Source organism: Mycoplana dimorpha (assembly GCF_003046475.1).
Taxonomy (GTDB): Bacteria; Pseudomonadota; Alphaproteobacteria; order Rhizobiales; family Rhizobiaceae; genus Mycoplana; species Mycoplana dimorpha.
In genome coordinates this window covers 49,779-69,125 of record NZ_PZZZ01000001.1, presented here as the reverse complement: position 1 = coordinate 69,125, position 19,347 = coordinate 49,779, and the positions used below count along the sequence as shown (strand labels likewise).

At 66.8% G+C, this 19,347-nt stretch carries 18 protein-coding genes; 5 read left to right on the top strand and 13 right to left on the bottom strand.

Annotation, left to right across the window (positions count from 1 at the left end):
- Nucleotides 1–97: 97 nt before the first annotated feature.
- Nucleotides 98–1,456, bottom strand: a complete 1,359-nt coding sequence (locus C7449_RS00305) for a putative bifunctional diguanylate cyclase/phosphodiesterase (protein WP_108000794.1) — start codon at nucleotides 1,454–1,456, stop codon at nucleotides 98–100.
- A gap of 134 nt (nucleotides 1,457–1,590) precedes the next feature.
- Complete coding sequence (locus tag C7449_RS00300; protein WP_108000793.1) at nucleotides 1,591–3,300, bottom strand: response regulator; 1,710 nt, start codon at nucleotides 3,298–3,300, stop codon at nucleotides 1,591–1,593.
- Nucleotides 3,301–3,685: 385 nt separating this feature from the next.
- Between C7449_RS00300 and mutL the strand changes: the two genes are divergently transcribed.
- Both mutL and C7449_RS00290 read left to right on the top strand, forming a co-directional pair.
- Nucleotides 3,686–5,488 carry a DNA mismatch repair endonuclease MutL gene (gene mutL / locus C7449_RS00295; RefSeq protein ID WP_108000792.1) on the top strand — a complete coding sequence of 601 codons (1,803 nt, stop codon included), beginning with the start codon at nucleotides 3,686–3,688 and terminating at the stop codon, nucleotides 5,486–5,488.
- Nucleotides 5,489–5,610: 122 nt separating this feature from the next.
- Nucleotides 5,611–5,835, top strand: coding sequence for a DUF2093 domain-containing protein (locus C7449_RS00290; protein ID WP_108000791.1), 225 nt, complete (start codon nucleotides 5,611–5,613; stop codon nucleotides 5,833–5,835).
- A 126-nt stretch (nucleotides 5,836–5,961) separates the two neighbouring features.
- Here C7449_RS00290 and lpxK read toward each other — a convergent pair whose 3' ends face one another.
- From lpxK to C7449_RS00260, 6 genes are all read right to left on the bottom strand, one after another.
- Nucleotides 5,962–7,002 carry a tetraacyldisaccharide 4'-kinase gene (lpxK, locus tag C7449_RS00285; RefSeq protein ID WP_108000790.1) on the bottom strand — a complete coding sequence of 347 codons (1,041 nt, stop codon included), beginning with the start codon at nucleotides 7,000–7,002 and terminating at the stop codon, nucleotides 5,962–5,964.
- 131 nt (nucleotides 7,003–7,133) lie between these two features.
- The gene (locus C7449_RS00280; RefSeq protein WP_108001372.1) at nucleotides 7,134–7,871 is read right to left on the bottom strand and encodes an HAD family hydrolase; all 738 of its coding nucleotides are present in this window, start codon (nucleotides 7,869–7,871) and stop codon (nucleotides 7,134–7,136) included.
- A 14-nt stretch (nucleotides 7,872–7,885) separates the two neighbouring features.
- Nucleotides 7,886–9,196 carry a lipid IV(A) 3-deoxy-D-manno-octulosonic acid transferase gene (gene waaA, locus C7449_RS00275; protein ID WP_108000789.1) on the bottom strand — a complete coding sequence of 437 codons (1,311 nt, stop codon included), beginning with the start codon at nucleotides 9,194–9,196 and terminating at the stop codon, nucleotides 7,886–7,888.
- A gap of 103 nt (nucleotides 9,197–9,299) precedes the next feature.
- Nucleotides 9,300–9,536 (bottom strand): DUF4170 domain-containing protein, encoded by a 237-nt coding sequence (locus C7449_RS00270; RefSeq protein ID WP_108000788.1) that lies wholly within the window; start codon nucleotides 9,534–9,536, stop codon nucleotides 9,300–9,302.
- 61 nt (nucleotides 9,537–9,597) lie between these two features.
- Complete coding sequence (locus C7449_RS00265; protein ID WP_108000787.1) at nucleotides 9,598–10,410, bottom strand: 3'(2'),5'-bisphosphate nucleotidase CysQ; 813 nt, start codon at nucleotides 10,408–10,410, stop codon at nucleotides 9,598–9,600.
- A gap of 40 nt (nucleotides 10,411–10,450) precedes the next feature.
- Nucleotides 10,451–11,797: a TldD/PmbA family protein gene (locus C7449_RS00260; RefSeq protein ID WP_108000786.1), complete on the bottom strand. Its 1,347-nt coding sequence runs from the start codon at nucleotides 11,795–11,797 to the stop codon at nucleotides 10,451–10,453.
- 111 nt (nucleotides 11,798–11,908) lie between these two features.
- Here C7449_RS00260 and C7449_RS00255 point away from each other — a divergent pair, with 111 nt between their 5' ends.
- Complete coding sequence (locus tag C7449_RS00255) at nucleotides 11,909–13,723, top strand: monovalent cation:proton antiporter-2 (CPA2) family protein (protein WP_108000785.1); 1,815 nt, start codon at nucleotides 11,909–11,911, stop codon at nucleotides 13,721–13,723.
- A gap of 7 nt (nucleotides 13,724–13,730) precedes the next feature.
- Here the strand turns inward: C7449_RS00255 and C7449_RS00250 are convergent, their stop codons facing one another.
- The 3 genes from C7449_RS00250 to C7449_RS00240 form a co-directional block, all read right to left on the bottom strand.
- Nucleotides 13,731–14,615, bottom strand: coding sequence for a patatin-like phospholipase family protein (locus tag C7449_RS00250; RefSeq protein WP_108000784.1), 885 nt, complete (start codon nucleotides 14,613–14,615; stop codon nucleotides 13,731–13,733).
- Nucleotides 14,616–14,703: 88 nt separating this feature from the next.
- Nucleotides 14,704–15,264: a 16S rRNA (guanine(966)-N(2))-methyltransferase RsmD gene (gene rsmD, locus C7449_RS00245; RefSeq protein ID WP_108000783.1), complete on the bottom strand. Its 561-nt coding sequence runs from the start codon at nucleotides 15,262–15,264 to the stop codon at nucleotides 14,704–14,706.
- A 6-nt stretch (nucleotides 15,265–15,270) separates the two neighbouring features.
- Entirely contained in the window at nucleotides 15,271–17,250 is a 1,980-nt protein-coding gene (locus C7449_RS00240) for a pseudouridine synthase (protein WP_108000782.1), read from the bottom strand.
- Between the two features lie 73 nt (nucleotides 17,251–17,323).
- On the opposite strand from C7449_RS00240, the gene C7449_RS00235 reads away from it, so the two are divergent.
- Nucleotides 17,324–17,776, top strand: coding sequence for a nucleoside deaminase (locus C7449_RS00235; RefSeq protein ID WP_245414248.1), 453 nt, complete (start codon nucleotides 17,324–17,326; stop codon nucleotides 17,774–17,776).
- Nucleotides 17,773–18,066 (top strand): hypothetical protein, encoded by a 294-nt coding sequence (locus C7449_RS00230; RefSeq protein WP_245414247.1) that lies wholly within the window; start codon nucleotides 17,773–17,775, stop codon nucleotides 18,064–18,066. Before C7449_RS00235 ends, C7449_RS00230 begins: the two co-directional genes overlap by 4 nt.
- Nucleotides 18,067–18,073: 7 nt before the next feature.
- Here C7449_RS00230 and C7449_RS00225 read toward each other — a convergent pair whose 3' ends face one another.
- Both C7449_RS00225 and C7449_RS00220 read right to left on the bottom strand, forming a co-directional pair.
- Nucleotides 18,074–18,556, bottom strand: a complete 483-nt coding sequence (locus tag C7449_RS00225; protein ID WP_108000780.1) for a GNAT family N-acetyltransferase — start codon at nucleotides 18,554–18,556, stop codon at nucleotides 18,074–18,076.
- Nucleotides 18,557–18,560: 4 nt separating this feature from the next.
- Nucleotides 18,561–19,178: a hypothetical protein gene (locus C7449_RS00220; protein ID WP_108000779.1), complete on the bottom strand. Its 618-nt coding sequence runs from the start codon at nucleotides 19,176–19,178 to the stop codon at nucleotides 18,561–18,563.
- Between the last annotated feature and the right edge of the window lie 169 nt (nucleotides 19,179–19,347).

Genomic DNA, 19,347 nt, shown 5'->3' with positions numbered 1-19,347 from the left:
GCCCCGTTCTGATTGATTCAGATACAAAGCTAACGTTACGGGAGGGCAGGTTTACGCGTGGCTAAGGCGGATGGTAAATGCACGGTTACCGCCGCCCTCAGGCGAAGGCCGCTTCCGGCTCCACGCGCAGGTAGCGCTCGGTCAGGAAACGCATCGTCGCGACTGCATCGGCCGGCTTGCCATAGAAATACCCCTGCCCCATGCCGCAGCCGAGCGCCTTCAGCTTCAATGCCTCGGAGAAGTCCTCGATCCCCTCCGCCACGACTTCCAGGTGCAGGCCGTCGCACATCGCCACGATGGCCTTGATGATGTGCTCGGAAACGCGGTCGTCGGAGATGCGCGAGACGAAGGCGCGGTCGATCTTCACCTTGTCGAAGGTGAAGTCGCGCAAGCGACCGAGGCTGGACTGGCCGGTGCCGAAATCGTCGAGGGAGACGCGCACGCCGGCGGCGCGCAGTTCGCCGACGATCTTCTGGGCGGTCATGGCATCGGTCATCACGGCCGTCTCGGTGATTTCCAGCTCGAGGCGGCGCGGATCGAGCCCGGCACGGTTGAGGATCGCCAGCGTCGTCAGGCTGGTTTTCGGGTCCACCAGCTGGGCGGACGAAAGGTTGAACGAGAGAAACAGTTCCTTCGGCCAGGAAAGCGCCGCTTCGGCAGCCTTGCGCAGCAGCACTTCGGAAAGCGCGTCGATGAAGCCGCGCTCTTCCGCGAGCGGCACGAAGGCAGCCGGGGATACGTAACCGAGATCCGCATCGCACCAGCGCGCCAGCGCTTCGAAGCCGACCACCAGATCGTTCTTCAGGTTGACGATCGGTTGGAAATGCACGTCGATCTGGTCGGCGGTGATCGCGTCGCGAAGCGCCTGCTCCAGGTGAGTGGCGCGCTTCATCTCCTGGGCGATCTCCTGGGAGTAAACGGTAACCTGCCCGCGTCCGCGGCGCTTGGAGCGGTAGAGCGCGGTATCGGCACTCTTGATGAGCTCGGCAAAGTCCTCGCCGGCAAATGGATGGATCGCCAGCCCGAAGGAGGCGGACAGCCGAACGTTGCGGTCGCCGAGGTCGAAGGGCGCCGAGAGCACCTCCCGCAGCATCTGGGCAACCTTCTCGGCCCCCTTGCGCTCGAACACCAGCGGAAAGAGGAAAGCGAACTCGTCGCCGCCGTGACGCGTGACCGTGGCGCCGTCCGGGATGCAGGCCTTCAGGCGGTGAGCCACCTGGCAGAGAATTTCGTCGCCGGCCTGCGAACCGAACAGATCGTTGATGGGCTTGAATCCATCGAGGTTGACGATGCCGACCGCAAAGGGGGCGGGATCGTCGGCGCGCTCGAGGGTGAGCTGGCGCACCTTGTCGCGAAGGCGATGGGAGTTGCCGAGGCCTGTGAGCGAGTCCGTATAGGCCATGGCGTGCAGATCGCTCTGGGAAACGTCCGTACCCGAAAACTCACCCGAATTCATCTACCGATTTCCCGACACGGATACGCCATTATGAGCCAGAGCAGAATGGGACACGAGGATTAACAAAGACATAGCAACCGGCTCCACAAATCGGCTTTCTCCCGAATCAGGGCGATCGACCGGCAAAGCGGATCTCATGCGACGCTTCTGTCCCGGCTTCTGGAAACGAATCTGGCGTAGATGCTTTCGATCATGTCGGGACTGACGGGCTTGGTAATGTAGTCGTCCATGCCGACGTCGAGACAGTTCTGCCTGTCGACGTTCAATGCCTGGGCGGTCACCGCAACGATCGGCGTGCGCGTGCCGAGCTCGGCCTCCGCCGCGCGGATCTCGACGGTGGCCTCGAGGCCGTTCTTGATCGGCATGGCAATGTCCATCAGCACAAGGCGCGGCTGGTGCTTGCGCCACAGTGCGACCGCCTCCTCCCCGTTTTCGGCAATCCGGTGCGAAACGCCCATGCCTTCCAGGATCTGGGAGAAGACGAACTGGTTGATCTGGTTGTCCTCGGCAACGAGAACCTCGAAATCGCCGTGGTCGGCGGCGGCCACCGCGTCGATGTCGGTGGTAATGTGCCAGTCGTCAAAGGGCGGCGGCGGAACGGCGGCATCCGGCTGCGGCTCCGCCACCAGCTCCACCGGATCGACCAGTGCCCGGAAAACCTCCGCGCCGACGCGGTCGGAGGTGAACATCCGGACCGGAAGACCGGCTGCGGCGATCGCCTCATAGCCCTCCATCGTGTCGTCCAGGACGACGAAGTCGAGCGCAACCCCACAGCTCTTCGCCATCGCGACGAAGGCCTCGAATTCCACCCGCGAGCGCACCGCGCAGCAGTCGGCCCCGCGTCCCCGCAACGCATCGACGAGGAGCTCGCCCGTCCGCTCTGAAGGGGTGGCCACGAGCAGCCGCCTGCCGGCGAAATCCTCATCCGCTTGCCACTGCTGCAACAGGCGCCTTTCGGCGTCGCGTACCGGATCGAAGCAGTTCTCGGCCTTGACGAATTGTATGGAGGGCCGCAGCGAAAAGCCTCCGGCGGCGATATTCTCTGCGGCCTCGACGATCTCGGTGACGTCGTCGATCATGGTGACGACCATGTAATTGTCCGGCGCGCCGATCCGATACTTGCGCGTCACCGCGTAGAGGTGGCTGCCGTCGACACGGACCAGACGCTCCTCGATCCGGGAAGGCACGCCGGTTTCAAGCACCCGCCGGTCGATCTCCTCGAGGCGCGCCGCGTTGGCGGCATCCGCGATGTCCCAGACGGTGCGGCCGAGAATCGCCTTGCTTTCCATGCCGTAGACATCGCAGAACGCCTTGTTGACGGCGGCATAGACGAGGTTGCGGTCCTTGATGATGAGCGGATGCGGCAGTGTGTCGAGCACCACTTCGGTCAACGCGACCCGCTTCAGATCGGCCCGCCACTTCGCCTCCTGCCGCGTCTGGTCGGAAACGTCCATCAGCGTGGAGATGCTGTAGCCGTTCGGCAGGCGACGCTTGCGAAAATGCACCCAGCGGTCCTTGCCGAGGCACTCGACGGAGTCATGCTGTTCGCGCCAGTGGATCAGAATGCGTTCGGCTATCCATTCTTCGCGGTTGATGCTGCGGCGCTGATGAGCAGGAACTCCGTAGCGGATGCCGGCATCGAAGATCGCACCGAGCACATCGCGCAGGCGGGTGCCCGGCGTCAGCACTTCGGGACTGATCGGCAGGAACTGCGCGACCTGGCGGCTGGCAACGACGAGACAGTCATTCTTGTCGTAGATATAAGCGCCGACGCCGAGGAGATCGCAGGCCGCGTCGAACATTCCGATCTGGATATCTGCGTCGTTCGACGCACCACCACTCATTACCTGCTGCCCCGCCACCCCAAACGCATCATCGGCAACCGCAATGGATCGTCGATGACCCCGCGCCGGCCAATATGCTGCTGCATCCGGTGCTCATCCCTTCGGGCGCACCGGCGCAAAGCTACCCAAACGCCATGCTGATCCGGCAAGAACTTGCCGTTGGACTTGAAAGCTCTCCCAGCGGCCAGCGACGCTGGAATGGTCCGCCGGAACCAGTCCGGCCGCTTGCCGTCATACAAGCGAGAGCAACACGCTCGCAGTTTTTTATTAAAGGGTAATTAAGCCACCAAGATCACCCGGCCGGTGCGTCGGCCGCCGTCCGGCAACAATGTCGGCTGAAATTTTGGCCCTTTCCAGCCGGCCGCGAATCCCGGAAAATGAAGCCATGATGATCCGACAGCTTTCCGAAACCCTGATCAACCAGATTGCCGCCGGCGAGGTCATCGAGCGCCCGGCGAGTGCTGCCAAGGAACTGATCGAAAACGCCATCGACGCCGGCGCCACCCGCATCGAGATCGCCACGGCCGGCGGCGGCAAGACGCTGCTACGGGTGACCGATAACGGCTGCGGCATGTCTCCCGAGGACCTGGCGCTGGCGGTAAGGCGGCACTGCACGTCGAAGATCAGCGACAGTCTCGACGACGTGCGCACGCTCGGCTTTCGTGGCGAGGCGCTGCCCTCGATCGGCTCGGTGGCCAAGCTGACGATCCAGAGCCGGACGGCGTCCGCGCCACAGGGCTCGGAGATCGCCATCGTCGGCGGAAGGCTGGAGCCCGTGCGGCCGGCGCCGGCCAACCGCGGCACTATCGTCGAGGTGCGCGACCTGTTCTTCGCCACGCCGGCACGGCTGAAATTCATGAAGAGCGAGAAGGCGGAGGCGGCGGCGATCACCGAAGTCGTCCGCCGCATGGCGATCGCCTTCCCGGCGATCCGTTTCGTGCTGTCAGGCCCCGACCGCTCGACGCTGGAGCTGGCCGCCACCGGCGAGGACCGGCTGGCCCGCATCGCGCAGGTGCTCGGAAAGGATTTTCGCGACAACGCGATCGAACTCGACGCGGAGCGGGAAGGCGTGCGTCTGACCGGCTTTGCCGGGGTGCCGACCTACAACCGCGGCAACAGCCTGCAGCAATTCGCCTTCGTCAACGGCCGCCCGGTACAGGACAAGCTGCTCTGGTCGGCATTGCGGGGGGCCTATGCGGAAACGGTGCCGAGCGGCCGCTATCCCGTTGCCGTGCTGGAGATCGCCATCGATCCGGCACTCGTCGACGTCAACGTCCATCCCGCCAAGTCCGACGTCCGCTTCCGCGATCCCGGTCTCGTGCGCGGCCTGATCATCGGCGCGATCCGCCAGGCGCTGGCCCGCGAGGGGGACCGGGCGGCGACAACAGGGGCGGCCGGCCTGTTGCGCTCCTTCCGGCCGGAGACGCCGCGCCCACAGCAGGCCTGGAACCCGGCCGCATCGCCCTTCCGGCCATTCGGCTCACCGGCCGCCGCACCCGGATTTGCCGAGATGCGCCAGGCCGGCTTCGACATGGAGATCCAGCCCTCGGCCCGCGCCGAGCCGATCCCCGCTGCCGCACCGGCTACCGACCATTCCGAGCCGGCGCACCATCCGCTTGGCGCCGCCCGGGCCCAGTTGCATGAGAACTACATCGTCGCACAGACCCTGGATGGGTTGGTCATCGTCGACCAGCATGCCGCGCACGAGCGGCTGGTCTTCGAGGCAATGCGCAACGCGCTCCATTCGCGCCCGGTTCCCGCCCAGGCGCTGCTGATCCCGGAGATCGTCGACCTGCCGGAGGACGACTGCGACCGGCTGATCGCCCATGCCGAGAGTTTCGCCAGGCTGGGGCTCGGCATCGAGCGCTTCGGCCCGGGCGCCATCGCCGTTCGCGAGACACCGGCGATGCTGGGCGAAATGGATGCAACGGCACTCGTGCGGCAGCTCGCCGACGAGCTTGCCGAATGGGATACGGCGAGCGGCCTTGCCGCCCGTCTCGATTATCTCGCCGCCACGATGGCCTGCCACGGTTCGGTGCGGTCGGGACGGCGGATGCGGCCGGAAGAAATGAATGCACTTTTGCGCCAGATGGAGGCGACACCCGGCTCCGGCCAGTGCAATCACGGCCGCCCGACCTATATCGAACTGAAGCTCGCCGACATCGAACGGCTGTTCGGCAGAAGCTGAAAGTACTGGTGTTGGCAGGCGCGGCGCGATATGGCACCGGGAACGGTTACCGCAATGCGGGCCGCGGGCACGGACCGCGGGACGCGCGCGAGGCACGGAGAAGACAACAGGAGAGGCGGTCGATGAACCGATTTGAAGGAAACGGGGGCCGCGAGGCCAAGATCCGCTATCTCGACGGCGACTTCCAGATCCTGATGCCGGGGGCCTATGTCGTCTGCGCCGTCACCGGCGAGCAGATCCCGATCGACGAACTGCGTTACTGGAGCGTCGCCCGCCAGGAGGCCTATATCGATGCGGCCGCTTCGCTGGAGGCAGAAAAGACCGCGGGCATTCTGTCCAGACGCTGACACCTGACCGACCGGCCCAGCGTAGCACGTCCATACCGGCGCGGCTAAAGTCACGTTCCAAACCCGCAAGGACCAAGCCGCGCGAGCAACCGGCTCAAAAATCGCGGGCAAGCCTGATTTGACGTGTCATTTCCCCGCCCTGCCGCCGAGCCGGCGTTTGCGCGCCGACGCCAGCGCCGCCTCGATGATCTTGTCTGGCGCCCTTGGATCGTCGAAGCGGATTTCGACCTCGATCACCCGGCTCCTTTCCCGCAGTTCCTGCGCCCGGCCATGTTCGCCAGCGAGCCGGACGCTGTCCTTCGCCGTGGTGACGATCGTGTAGCCGTGCGCTTCGGCGTGGTCGAGAATGTCGGCCACCTCGTCTTCGGACAGATGATGATGATCGGGAAAGCTGCGGGTGTCGTAGAGGGTGGCGCCTGTTCCCTCCACGGTGCGGAAGAACTTGTCGTTATCAGCCAGTCCGGACCAGGCCAGGACAGCCTGACCGCGGAGGTCGTCGGCGGCGACCGTCACCAGGGTTGCCGAATGCACCGGCTTGCCGGCTCGCGCCGCCTGCCGGATCAGTGCATCGGCGGCGTTGCCGTCGCCGATCACCAGCAGCGCAGAGGCCTGGCGCATCTGTTCGGCGAGCGGGGCTCGCACCGGGCCGCTCGGGACGAGGTAGCCGTTGCCGAGGCCGCGGCGGGAATCGACGACAAGCAGCGCCTGGTCGAACACGAGCCGGGCGCTCTGGAAGCCGTCATCCATGATGATGAGATCGACGCCCTCTTCCACGAGCCGGCGCGCCCCGCCGATCCTGCGGCGCGAAATCACCGTCAGCGCCTCGCGCGCCAGAAGAAGCGGCTCGTCGCCGACGTCGCGCGCCCGGTGGCGACCGGGGTCGACGACGGTGGTCACATCCAGCGACCCGCCATAGCCGCGGCTGAGGAAGCCCGGCCGAAGCCCGCGTGCCTTGGCGGCGCGGGCGAGCGCGATCGAGGTCGGTGTCTTCCCTGCCCCACCGACGGTAAAATTGCCGACGCAGACGACCGGTACCGGCACTGCGGCTCGCCGCGCCCGACGCATGCGGGTCCCGGCGACAAAGCCATAGAGCCGCGACACGGGCCAAAGCGCGTAGGCGTGCCAATCCGGCTTCGTCCACCAGAAAGGTGGTGCCTCAGATACCATCCTGTTTCCCCATCCCGACCGCCGTCCGGCAGCGAGCCCTCACACCGTTCGCAGACGATTGCCGCACAACCTCTCGCGGCTGTGCGGCCGCGCGCGTTAGCAAAGCCTGATTGACGGGCGATTGCAACGGGTCAGACCGCGAGACGCCGGGCTGCGCCGGCGTGCGGCAGCAGCGCCGGCAGTTCGGTGATGTCGTTGAGGCAATAGTCCGAAGCGGCCGAAAGCGATTCTCGCGAGCCGGTGCCGGTCAGCACCGCCACCGTCAGCCCGGCGCCGGCGCTGCGGCCCATGTGCAGGTCGTGATTGTTGTCGCCGACGACGGCGACCTCGTGCGGATCGAGACCGGTCGCCGCACAGAAGCCGAGCACCATGCCCGGCTCCGGCTTGACACCATAGCCGCTGTCATAGCCGGCGACGTAGTGCAGGTACTGCTCGAAGCCGAAGCGGCGGGCCGTCTGGCGGATCGACTGCTCGTTGTCGCTGGAGGCGACGCCAAGCCGAAAGCCCTTCGCATGCAGGGCCGCGAAGAAGCCGGCAAGATCGGTGACCGCAACCGCCATCGACGCCGATTGGGCAAACAAGCCGTCGAACAGCACGGCAAGTTCGGTCACGGCCATCGGCGCGCCGGCCGCCACCATGCCTTCGGCGATCTCGACGGTGTTGCCCGCGGCAAGCAGGGTATCGGGTGCCACATGGCCGGTATCCGGGCCCATGCCGCCGGCGAGGAGCAGGCGGCGCGCCAGCTCCTCGTCGCCCCCGGCGGCCAGCCGAGCGAGTTCGTAGTTCACCGGCACCCAGCTCCTGGCATAATCGAGCAGCGTGCCGTCCTTGTCGAACAGGATTCCGGAGATCGTCCGTGTCTTTTCCATGGTGGGACCGGTCATCATGCCTCGCGCGGGTGCAGCCGTGCCTTGACGGTGAGAGGGTTGAGATAGGGTTCGAGGCTGCGGACCGTCTCGACCAGCGCGCCGCGCATCTCCTGGATGCTGTCCTGGCCCGCCTCGATCATCTTGCGCCGAATATCGTCGTGGGTGAGCAGATAGGCCACGCCCTTGGCGAGCATCTCGACGTCGCGCACCATCCTGGCGCTGCCGCTCTTGGCCAGACGCTGATAGCTTTCGCGGAAGTTCTGCACGTTGGGGCCCGAAAGCACTGCGCAGCCGAGCATGGCCGGTTCCAGCGGGTTCTGCCCGCCCTCGCCGAACAGCGAGCGGCCGACGAACGCAATCTCCGTCAACCGCAGGTACAAGCCCATCTCGCCGATCGTGTCCCCCAGGAGAATGTCGGTCTCGGCGGTGATCGTATCATTGCGGGTCCGGCGTGCAACCTTCAGTCCCTGGCCCACAAGGGTTTCCTCGATCGCGTCGGCGCGCTCGGGGTGGCGCGGCACCACGACCGTCAGCAGCCCGGTCCGCTCGCTCAGCAGGCGATGCACCGCGCCGGCCGCCGCCTCCTCGCCCTCGAACGTGGAGATCGCCGCCCATGTCATCCGGTCGCCGATCTGGCTGCGGTAGGCGGCAAGCGCCGCCGGGTCGTGCGGCGGTGCGTCGGTATCGACCTTCAGGTTGCCGGACACCAGCACCGGCAAGGCTCCGAGTGTGCGGAACCGCTCCGCGTCGGCTTCCGACTGGGCGACGACGAGCGCGAACTTCTCGAACAGCGCGTCCGCGATCGCCGGCCGCTTCTTCCATCGCGCGAACGAGCGATCGGACATGCGGCCGTTGACCAGCACCTGCGCGATGTGGCGGGCGCCGAGTTCGAGAATGGTCATCGGCCAGATCTCCGACTCGGCCATGACCGCCAGATCCGGGTGCCAGTGATCGAGGAAACGGCTGATGGCCGGCTTCAGGTCGAGCGGCACGTACTGGTGAATGACGGTGTCGCCGAGACGATCGCGTGCGACCCGGGCGGAGGTGGTCGTTCCTGTCGTCAGGACCACGTTGATGCCCCGCCGGCGTACCTCGCGGATCAGCGGCGTGACCGCGTTGGTCTCGCCGACGCTGGCGGCATGGAACCAGACGAGCGGACCGGCGGGTCGCTCCACACTGGCGTGGCCGAAGCGCTCGCGGCGTCGGCCGCGCTCCTCCTTGCCCTTTGCCGCTCGAAACGCGAGGTAGGGGCCCATGACCGGATAGAGGCCGAAGCCGGCCCAGCGGTAAGCGGACAGCGCAAGGCGCGCGAGAGCATTGCTCATCGACGCCCCCGGGCTGCGCTGATCCGTCCGAATGAGGACATCAAGGTTCCGGTCGTGGTCATGCCCGCGGCATCAAGTCCAGCCGCAAGGCAGTTTGAAGGCATCAGCCGTTCTCGGGGTCGAGAAGCTTGTGCATGTGCACGATGAAGTAACGCATGTGGGCGTTGTCGACGGTCTGCTGAGCCTTCGCCTTCCACGCTGCCAGCGCCGTCGCGTAGTCTGGAAAGATCCCGACGATGTCGAGGTTTGCCAAGTCACGGAACTGCACATCCTTCAGCGTCGTCAACTCGCCGCCGAAGACGAGATGCAGGCGCTGCCTGCTGTCGCCAGTCTCTGTCATTTTCTTCTCTTCATTTGTGATATTTTTTCGCATCCGGATTTGGGACATCTTCGCCAAAAGGTCAATGGCCGGCCAGGTCGCCCGAGGCGCTTATCAACCTGCCGAGCCATGATGTTCCGGCCGCGCACAGGACGTCGTGCCGGACATCGGGGCGGTTGTAGCGCAAGGCGGTGCCGTCGAGCGTCGCAAGCTCGCCGCCGGCATTGGCCAGGATAAGGTCGGCGGCGGCGAGGTCCCAGTCGTGGGAATTGCGCTTGACCAGCGTCGCGTCGATCGTGCCGTCCGCCACCATCGCCAGTCGCAGTGCCAGCGAGGGAACATGCGGGATTCTGGTGACCGCGCCGAGAGCCGTGCGGTCCAGCCGCGCAATCATGTCCTCGGCGGCGCCCACCCGTAGGGGCTCGCGGCTGCCGGGTTCGGAAACTCGCACAGGAGCGCCGTTCTTGAGCGACGGCCTGCCGGCCATCGACACGAAGACGTCGCCGAGAGCCGGAGCGACGAGCACGCCAGCGACCGGGCGCCCGGCATGCACGACGGCGGCGCTGACGCACCACTGGTCCTTGCCGTTGATGAAGGCCCGGGTGCCATCGATCGGGTCGACGACGAACAGCGTCTCGCAGGAAAGGCGGGCGGGGTCGTCGTCGGTCTCCTCCGACAGCCAGCCATAGTTCGGGCGGGCGCCCAGCAGCTCCGCCTGGAGGACGTCGTTGGCGGCGATATCGGCGGCACTGACCGGCGAGCGCCCCTGGTTCTTCCACCAGACATCCGGCCCGTTGCGGAAGAACTGCATGGCCCGCGCGCCCGCGGCCCGCGCTGCGCGCTCCAGGAGCACGAGATCATCCTCCCATCGGGATTGGCTGCTGCCGACCAGCATGTACGATGTTCCGTTTCCGTGGGGCCGGATGGCCGTAAGCCTACTTGCCTGCCAACGTCATGCCCTCGATCGCAAGCGTCGGGGCGGCGACGCCGAACTTGCGGTCGATGTCACTGGCCGGCGTGATGCGCATGAACATATCGGCCAAGTTGGAGGCGATCGTCACTTCCGAGACGGGATAGGCCAGTTCGCCGTTTTCGATCCAGAACCCCGAGGCGCCGCGGCTATACTCGCCGGTCACCATGTTGACCCCCTGCCCGATCAGCTCGGTGACGTAGAAGCCGGTTCCGACCGAGCGGATCAGGTCTTCCGGCGCCATGTCACCGGGCTCAAGCGCCAGGTTGGTGCAGGCCGGGCTGACCGCGGTGCCGCCGCGAACGCCGCGGCCGTTGGTATGCAGGCCCAGTTCGTTTGCCGTCGAGGTCGACAGGAACCAGTGGTTCAGCACGCCGTCCTCGATCATGTCGAGGCGCTTGCCGGTGACGCCCTCGCCGTCGAACGGACGCGAAGACGAACCGCGGACGACCAGCGGATCGTCGGTGACGCGAAGCCCGGTCTTCAGCACCTGCTTGCCCATCTTGTCGCGCAGGAAGCTGGTCTTGCGCGCCACCGAGGCACCATTGATGGCACCGGCGATATGCCCGGCAATTCCGCGCGCCATGCGCGGATCGAAGACCACGGTGACGTCCTTCATCGTCGGGACCTGGCGAGGGCCGATGCGCTTGACCGCGCGCTCGCCCGCCGTGCGGCCGATATCGCCGGCGTCGCGCAGGTCGGCGAAGTAGAGGCGGCTGTCGTAATCGTAGTCGCGCTCCATGCCGGTCCCCTCGCCGGCGATGACGCTGACGGAGCGGCCGAAGCGGGTTGCGCTGTAGGCGCCGGAAAAGCCGTGCGAGGTTGCGAGCACCAGCCCGCCCATGCCGGCCGAGGCGCCGGCGCCGCTGGAGTTCGTCACCCCGGCCACCGCCAATGCCGCCGCCTCCATTGCCAGGGCGGCTTCGGTCAGTTCATCGGAGGAGACGTCCGTCGCGTCGAAAAGCTCGAGATCGGGCCAGGTGCTCGCCAGGTCGGCCGGATCGGCGAGCGACGCGAACGGATCCTCGGGAGAGGCCTTGGCCATCGCGACTGCGCGTTCGGCCAGCAGTTGCAGGTCGAAGCCGGGGTTGGCCGAAACGCTGGCGACGCGCTTGCCGACGAAAACCCGCAGCGAAAAGTCGTCGCTTTCGGAAGCCTCGGTCCCTTCAACCTTGCCGAGCCGCACCGAGACCGAGCGGGAGCGGCCGCGGACAACCACCGCGTCGGCCGCGTCGGCGCCGGCTTTGACGGCCCGATCGATAAGTTCCTCGGCACGAGCGAGAAGGCTTGCGGAACCGATGGTCTCGGACATGATTTGGCCTTTCATTCCTGTCCCATTTATTGTGCAGTGGCAGGGGCATCAAGGGCCGACCCGGCGATTCTTGCCGCTCCCGATCATACATTCCGAAGGAATGCCGCTCACATGGCAAATACTCACGCCTTGTTTTCCGAGGCGCTGCTCCTTCTCGGCGGCGCCGTGCTCGCCGCCCCCATCTTCAAGAAGCTCGGGCTCGGCACCATTCTAGGCTATCTTGCCGCGGGCGTGCTGATCGGGCCGATCCTGCACTACATCCACGACGGCGAGGAAATTCTGGGGGTCGCCGAACTCGGCATCGTCTTCCTGCTCTTCATCATCGGGCTCGAACTGCAACCCTCGCGGCTTTGGCAGATGCGCAGGGAAATCTTCGGCCTCGGAACAGCGCAGGTCATCGCCACCGGTCTTGCGCTGACGGCGCTTGCGTTTTCTTTCGGCGTCGACGGCTGGCAGGCGGCGTTGATCATCGGCTTCGGGCTTGCGCTTTCCTCGACGGCATTCGCGCTGCAGATCCTTGAAGCGAAGGGTGACGTCAACACCCGCTACGGCCAGCGCTCGTTTTCGCTGCTGCTGTTCCAGGACCTCGCCATCGTGCCGCTTTTGGCGCTGATACCGCTGCTCGCCAAGCAGGCGCCGGAGGACACGACCTCCGCCTTCCAGGATTTCGTCGTCGCAATTGCCGCCATCGCCGCCATGCTGGTGATCGGACGCTACGTGCTCAATCCGCTGTTCCAGGTGATCGCCCGCACCGGGGCGCGCGAAGCGATGATCGCCGTCGCCCTGTTCGTCGTGCTCGGCTCGGCGACACTGCTGCAGTACGCCGGACTTTCGATGGCGATGGGCGCTTTCCTCGCCGGCGTCCTCCTGTCCGAATCCTCCTACCGGCATGAACTCGAGGCTGACATCGAACCGTTCCGCGGGATCCTGCTCGCGCTGTTCTTCATGGCCGTCGGCCTGTCGCTCGACATCGACGTCGTATTCCAGAACTACCGGGTCATCCTCGTCGCCGTGCCGGCATTGATGCTGGTGAAGGGGATCGTGATCTACCTGATCTGCCGGCTCGGCCGTTCGCCGCACAATGATGCCGTGCGCGTGGCGCTGCTTCTGCTACAGGGCGGCGAGTTCGGATTCGTGCTGTTCACCGTCGCCGCAGCTGCCGGCATCTTCTCACCGGCGACCGCTTCGCTGCTGATCGTCATCGTCACCGTGTCGATGGCGCTGACGCCGATCGCCTCGCTGCTGTCGGGGGTGTTGATCCAGGAGGACGGCCGCGAGGAACTCGAAGAGGATTTCGAAGGCGCCGGCTCGGACGTGCTGATGATCGGCTTCTCCCGTTTCGGCCAGATCGCCTCGCAGATCCTGCTGGCCGGCGGGCGCGATGTCACCGTCATCGACTTTTCCGCCGACCGCGTCCGGCAGGCGGCCAGCTTCGGCTTTCGCATCTACTTCGGCGACGGGACGCGCAAGGAAGTGCTGCGTGCCGCCGGGATCGAGCGGGCCAAGATCGTCGCCGTCTGCACCCAGAAGGCCGAGATAACCGACCGGATCGTCGACCTGGTGCAGTCGGACTATCCAAACGCGCGGGTCTATGCCCGCTCATACGACCGTATCCACACGTTGTCGCTCCGGGCGCGGAATGTCGATTACGAAACGCGCGAGACGTTCGAATCCGGCCTTCTCTTCGGGCGCAAAACACTGGAAGGATTGGGCGTCTCGGACGCGGAGGCGCTGGCGATCAGCGACGACATCCGCCGTCGTGACGAGGAGCGGCTGATCCTGCAGGCGGCCGAAGGGCTGACCGCCGGACGGCACATGCTGCATTCCCGCCCCGTACGTCCGGAGCCGCTGATCAAGCCGAAGCACACCGAGAACATCTCGGACGACGACGTCATTGCCGTCACCGCACAGCGGGCGACGGAATAAGAACTGGCTATGCCTGCCCCTTCGCCAGGCTCTCGAAGCGCGCCTCGAGGGCGCGCTTGAACTGGTCGCGAACACCTGCGGAGTGGTCGAGGATCTCCTTCGCCCTCAGAAAATCCAGTGCGCGGTAGCGCCCGACCTCCGGCTGCAGGAAGATGTCGGGTGCGCCTTGCTGCAACTTCAGGCTGATGATCGAACGCATCGCCATCTGGGTGGCGCCATAGAGGCTGTCGACGCTGCTCGGGATCGTCCCCTCCTCGCCGACCGGCCGGCCGATGACGTCGATGCCGACGGTCACGTCCGCCGTCCCGCGCAGGTGGTCGAAAGGGACGGGGTTCAGGAGCCCGCCATCGATCAGGACCCGTCCTTCGATCCTCACCGGCAGGAACAGGGCAGGCAGGGCTGCGGAGGCCGACAGCGCCGGAAAGAGCGGCCCGGTTTCCTTCACCGTCTCGCATTGCTCGTAGAAGTCCGAGGTCACGACCTTCAGCGGAATCTGCAGGTCTTCGAACCGGTCCGGCATCACCGGCGGCAGAAACGCCCGCAGCACCCGCTCGAGGTTGAACTGGCCGACACGGAATCCCGAGGCCCAGACCTCGGCCAGGGTCGCGGGCCGCAGGCCCCAGATGCGGCCGAACGCGTCGGTGGGGCGCCCGACCGCGGCGAGTGTGTGCTCGCGGATATCCCTGCCGCTCAGGCCTGCGGCCATCGCCGCCCCGATGATCGCACCAATCGAGGAGCCGGCGATGAGGCGCGGCCGGACGCCCAGTTCGTCGAGCACCTCGACGACATGGATGTGCGCAAGGCCGCGGGCGCCGCCGCCGCCAAACGCGATCGACACGGTCGGCATGGAGGAACCGGTATTCCGTCCGTGCGGGTCAGAAGCAGCGGTCATAACACCTCCTTCGCCCATCAACTCCGGAAATCCGCGGCGATACCGGAACTGGGCCACGCGATGATGCGGCGCGCCGATCGTCTTGCGGTCAGGCGGGCGCGTACCGGTAGAAATGCATGCGCGTATCGCCGAAACTGCGGACGTCCAGCAGCTCGTAACTATCGACGGGAGCGGGCGTCACGTCCGCACGCTCCTCCAGAATGGCGAGCGCGCCCGGCACCAGCCAGCCGCCCTTCGCCGCGGCGTCGAGCGCCTTCTCGCCAAGAGCGCGGCCATAGGGCGGGTCGGCGAAAAGGAGGTCGAACGGCTCCATGGTCCCGACCGCGCCGAGCGAGGTTGCGTCGCGGCGAAAGATTTTCGCCCGCCCCTGCAGCCCGAACGCCTCGATGTTGGTGTGGATCAGGCCGCGGCCCTCGACACCCTGCTCCACGAACAGGGCGGCGCGGGCGCCGCGCGAGATCGCTTCGAGCCCGACGGCGCCGGTTCCGGCGAAAAGGTCGAGCACGCGCGCGCCATCCAGGTGCTCCGGATAAGCGTGCGCCAGGATATTGAACAGGCTCTCGCGCGTCCGATCCGTGGTCGGGCGGACGTCATCGCTCTTCGGCGTGGCCAGCGCGCGGCCTCGAAAGGTTCCGCCTACGATCCGCACCGTCCGTCAGTTCCCTCTGCCGCGCGGCTTGCCGCCGCCCGGGCGTCCGCCACCCGGTTTGCCGCCGGGCCTACCGCCTCCGGGCTTGCCACCCGGACGGCCGCCGGGGGCCTTGCCGCCAAACGGCTTGCCGCCAAAGGACTTGCCGGACGACGGCTTGCGGCCGAAGGACTTGCCGGCCGGCTTGTCGCCGCCCCGGCCGCCGAAAGGCTTGTCGCCGAAGGGGCGCTCGCCGCGCTGGCCGTCACGCCCGCCGTAGGGCTTGTCTTCGCGGTTGCGGAACGGGCGGTCGCCGCCCCGGTCACCAAAGGACTTTTCCCCGAAGGACGTGCCGCGCGGCTTGCGGTCGTCGCGCGCCGGTCGGTCGCCGAAGTCGCGCGGAGGCCTGTCGTCGCCGGCACGCTTGCGGCCGAAACCGCCGTCGCGATCATCGCGCGAACGGCTTTCCGGCTCGCTGGCGCGGATCCAGTCGCCGCCGTCCTCGGCGCCGCCCAGGACGCGGGCGCTGCGCTCGCGCCGTTCCGGCGCGGGACGCCCGCCGCCGTCGCGGCCTGCCGGCTTCCTACGGTCGGGATCGAACTTGTGGGTGGTCCTGGTCGCTTCGCCGTCGCGGGTTCGGCCGTAACGCTTGGTCTTCGGCGCGCCTTCCGGACGGGCCCGCGGTTCGCGCTTCACTGCTTCCTCGGCTTCGGCGTAACCGGCCTTCTTCTCTGCTACGGGACGTGCGCCGGGCGCCATCCAGACGTTCGACTTGCGGGCGCGGTTGCCCGGCTCACGCTTCGGACGATCGGCGAAACGCCCCTCGTCGCGGTCGCGCTTGTCGCCGCCCCAGCCGCCGTGCTTGTCGCCACCCCGGCCGTTACCTCGGTCACCGGAGCGCTGAGCGCCGGCATCCGCCAGCCCGCGCGGCTTCTCGCGGCGATCGCCTTCCCTCTTCCGGAAAGGCTCTCCCTTCGCCTCGTCACGCTCTCCCGACGTCCGCGCGGGAGCGTCGTCGTTGTCGTCGTGGTCGTGCTGGAACAGCGGCGCATCAAAGTTCGCCTTGGCGTCCTCGATCAGACGCGGGCCGAGCTGGTCGCGCAGAGTGCGGCCGCGGATCTCCTGCGCTTGGCCTTCCGGCAGGTCGCCGAGCTGGAACGGGCCATAGGAGATGCGGATCAGGCGGTTCACCTCCAGGCCGAGCGCGCCGAGCACGTTCTTGACCTCGCGGTTCTTGCCCTCGCGCAGGCCCATGGTGATCCAGACGTTCGAGCCCTGCACCTTGTCGAGCGTCGCGTCGATGCCGCCATACAGCACGCCGTCGACGGCGATGCCGTCCTTGAGGGCATCGAGCGCTTGCTGGTCGATCTTGCCGTGCGCACGCACGCGATAGCGGCGCAGCCACCCCGTCGCCGGGAGCTCGAGCACGCGGGCGAGACCGCCGTCGTTGGTCAGCAGCAGCAGGCCTTCGGTGTTGATGTCGAGACGGCCGACGGACATCACCCGCGGCAGGTCTTCCGGAAGGTGCTCGAACACGGTCGGGCGGCCCTCGGGATCGGCGTTGGTGGTCACCAGGCCGGCGGGCTTGTGATAGAGCCAAAGGCGGGTGCGCTCGATGCCGCGGACCGGCTGGCCGTCGACCTCGATGCGATCGGCGAAGGTGGCGTTGACGACCGGCGTGTCGAGCACGACGCCGTTCACCGACACCCGGCCTTCCATGATCATCCGCTCGACGTCGCGGCGCGAGGCGATGCCGGCGCGCGCAAGCAGCTTGGAGATGCGCTCGGGCTCCTGCGCGGCAGCGTGGCTCGGTGCGGCGGCTGCAGCACGCGGGTCCCGCTTGCCGGCCGCCGATTTGGCGGACGCGCCGCCGGCCTTGAACTCGGCCGATTTAGAGCCGGCGCCGAACGGCTTCTTGCCGCCCGGCTTCCGGGCGCCGTCGGCGGGCTTGCGATCGCGCCCGAAGGGCTTGGTGCCCGGGCGTTTTGGCTTGTCTGTGGGTGTCATAAGTCGTTTGCCTAGCGTTTTGGCGTGTCGTATCAGGTCAGGCGGCTGCGGTTAAGAGGAATTGTGAGCGGACATGACGAATAGGTTCATGGACCAGGCGCTGGAGGAGGCCCGCCGGGCCGCGGCGCGCGACGAAGTGCCGATCGGCGCCGTCGTCGTCGTCGACGGCGAGGTCGTCGGCCGCGGCGGCAATCGCACCCGCGAGAAGCGCGACGTGACGGCGCATGCGGAAATCGAGGCGATCCGCGAGGCCGCGGCAAGTCTCGGACAGGAGCGTCTCACCGGCGCCGACCTCTACGTGACGCTGGAGCCCTGCACGATGTGTGCCGCCGCCATTTCCTTCGCCCGCATCCGGCGGCTCTATTACGGTGCGGAGGATCCGAAGGGCGGCGGCGTCGATCACGGCGCCCGCTTCTTCGCCCAGCCGACCTGCCACCACGCCCCGGAGGTGTATTCCGGCATCGGCGGCATGCAGGCGGCGGAGATTCTGAAGGACTTCTTCAAGGAAAGGCGCGATCCCGTATGATGCTCCCCCTCTCCATCGCCACCGTTGCCGTTCTGGTCCTGATGTCGGCGGTCGCAGCGCGCCGGATCGCGCCCGGGGCGGAGCGGCTGACCATGCAATGGAAATGGAACGGCACGCCGAATTGGTCCCTGCCGCGCAACGCGGCACTTGCCGTAACGCCCGCGCTCGCCGCCGTAGTATTCACCGTTGTTGCGCTCCGCGGCGAGACCGCCGCCGTGCTGCCGGCCTGCATCGCCTTCATCGGCGCGCATGCGCTGCATCTCTTCCTGCTGGCCAAGCGCGGCGGGTGACGACTGCTCAGGTTTCGGCGAACTGCTTGAGCCGGTCGCCGGCCAGCCGGTAGCGCATCCATTCCCTCTGCGGCTCGGCGCCGATCGCCTCGTAGACGCGGATGGCGGGTTCGTTCCAGTCGAGCACGTTCCACTCGAAGCGGCCGCAGCCCTCGGCCACCGCAACCTGCGCCAGGTGGCGCAGCAGCTTGCGGCCGGCGCCGGCGCCGCGATGCTCGGGCGTCACGTACAGGTCCTCGAGATAGAGTCCCTTGCGAGCCTGCCAGGTGGAATAATTGTAGAACCAGACGGCGAAGCCAACCGGATCGCCGGGCTCGGTTTCGCAGATTACGGTCCGCGTCACGGCCTTGGGGCCGAACAGCGAATCCGCCAGCGTCTCGACGGTCGCCTCCACCTCGTGGCCCGCCTTTTCGTAGACGGCCAGTTCGGTGATGAAACGCAGGATGGTCGCCGCATCGGCGGCAGTCGCGTTGCGGATACGATAGCTCATCGGATCAGAACGGCCACCACGTCCTGGAGCCGGTCTTGGCCATCTCGGCCTCCTTCCGGCGGCGGCGCTCCTTCTTCTTCTCTGGCTCGCCAAGGTCGTTGGCCGCTTCCTCGGGCAGCTTGCGGTAGTCGAGCGGCGGATCACTCAGATAGCGACGCTTGTCGGAGTAAAGGCCCTGCTGAAGCCTGCGCGCCTCGCGATACTGCTCGGTCTGCTCCTTGGTGGAGAGCCGACGCATGGTGTTGTGCTGGCTTTGCAAGGGCGAATTGTAGTTGATCTTGCCCTCGTTCTCGGTCGCCTCCGCCTTGAGGCGGTCGCGCATCTCCTCGGGGTTTTCGACCCACTGCGGATTGTCGGCCGTCGAGGCGAGCGACTTCTGCGGCTCGATGAGCCGTGTCTGATCGCCCGGCAGCACGAGCCCGCCGCGGGGCTGGTAGGCAATCTTCTTGTCGCCGCCCGGCGGCCTGAGCATGACCGAGTTGCCGAGGTCGTCCATCAGCTGCTCGCCGCTGGTCTTGTCGGTGCCATAGGTCGGGCCGCCGATGCAGCCGGAAAGAACCGCGCATGCGCCAAGCAGTGCCGCTACGCTGGCGCCCAGTCGAATTCCTCGCGTCATTCTCATGCAAACCTTTCCCAGCATTGCCGGCGGATCGCGCCAATACGGCCCTCGAATGCCGTGCGTTGGCCGAAAAATCCGACGATTTTCAGGCAGCATTAGCGGATGAGCCGCAAAAGCGCAATTCATCCGGTAACTTGCCTGGCTTGTGCACAACCTTTCGCGAGGCCGTCGC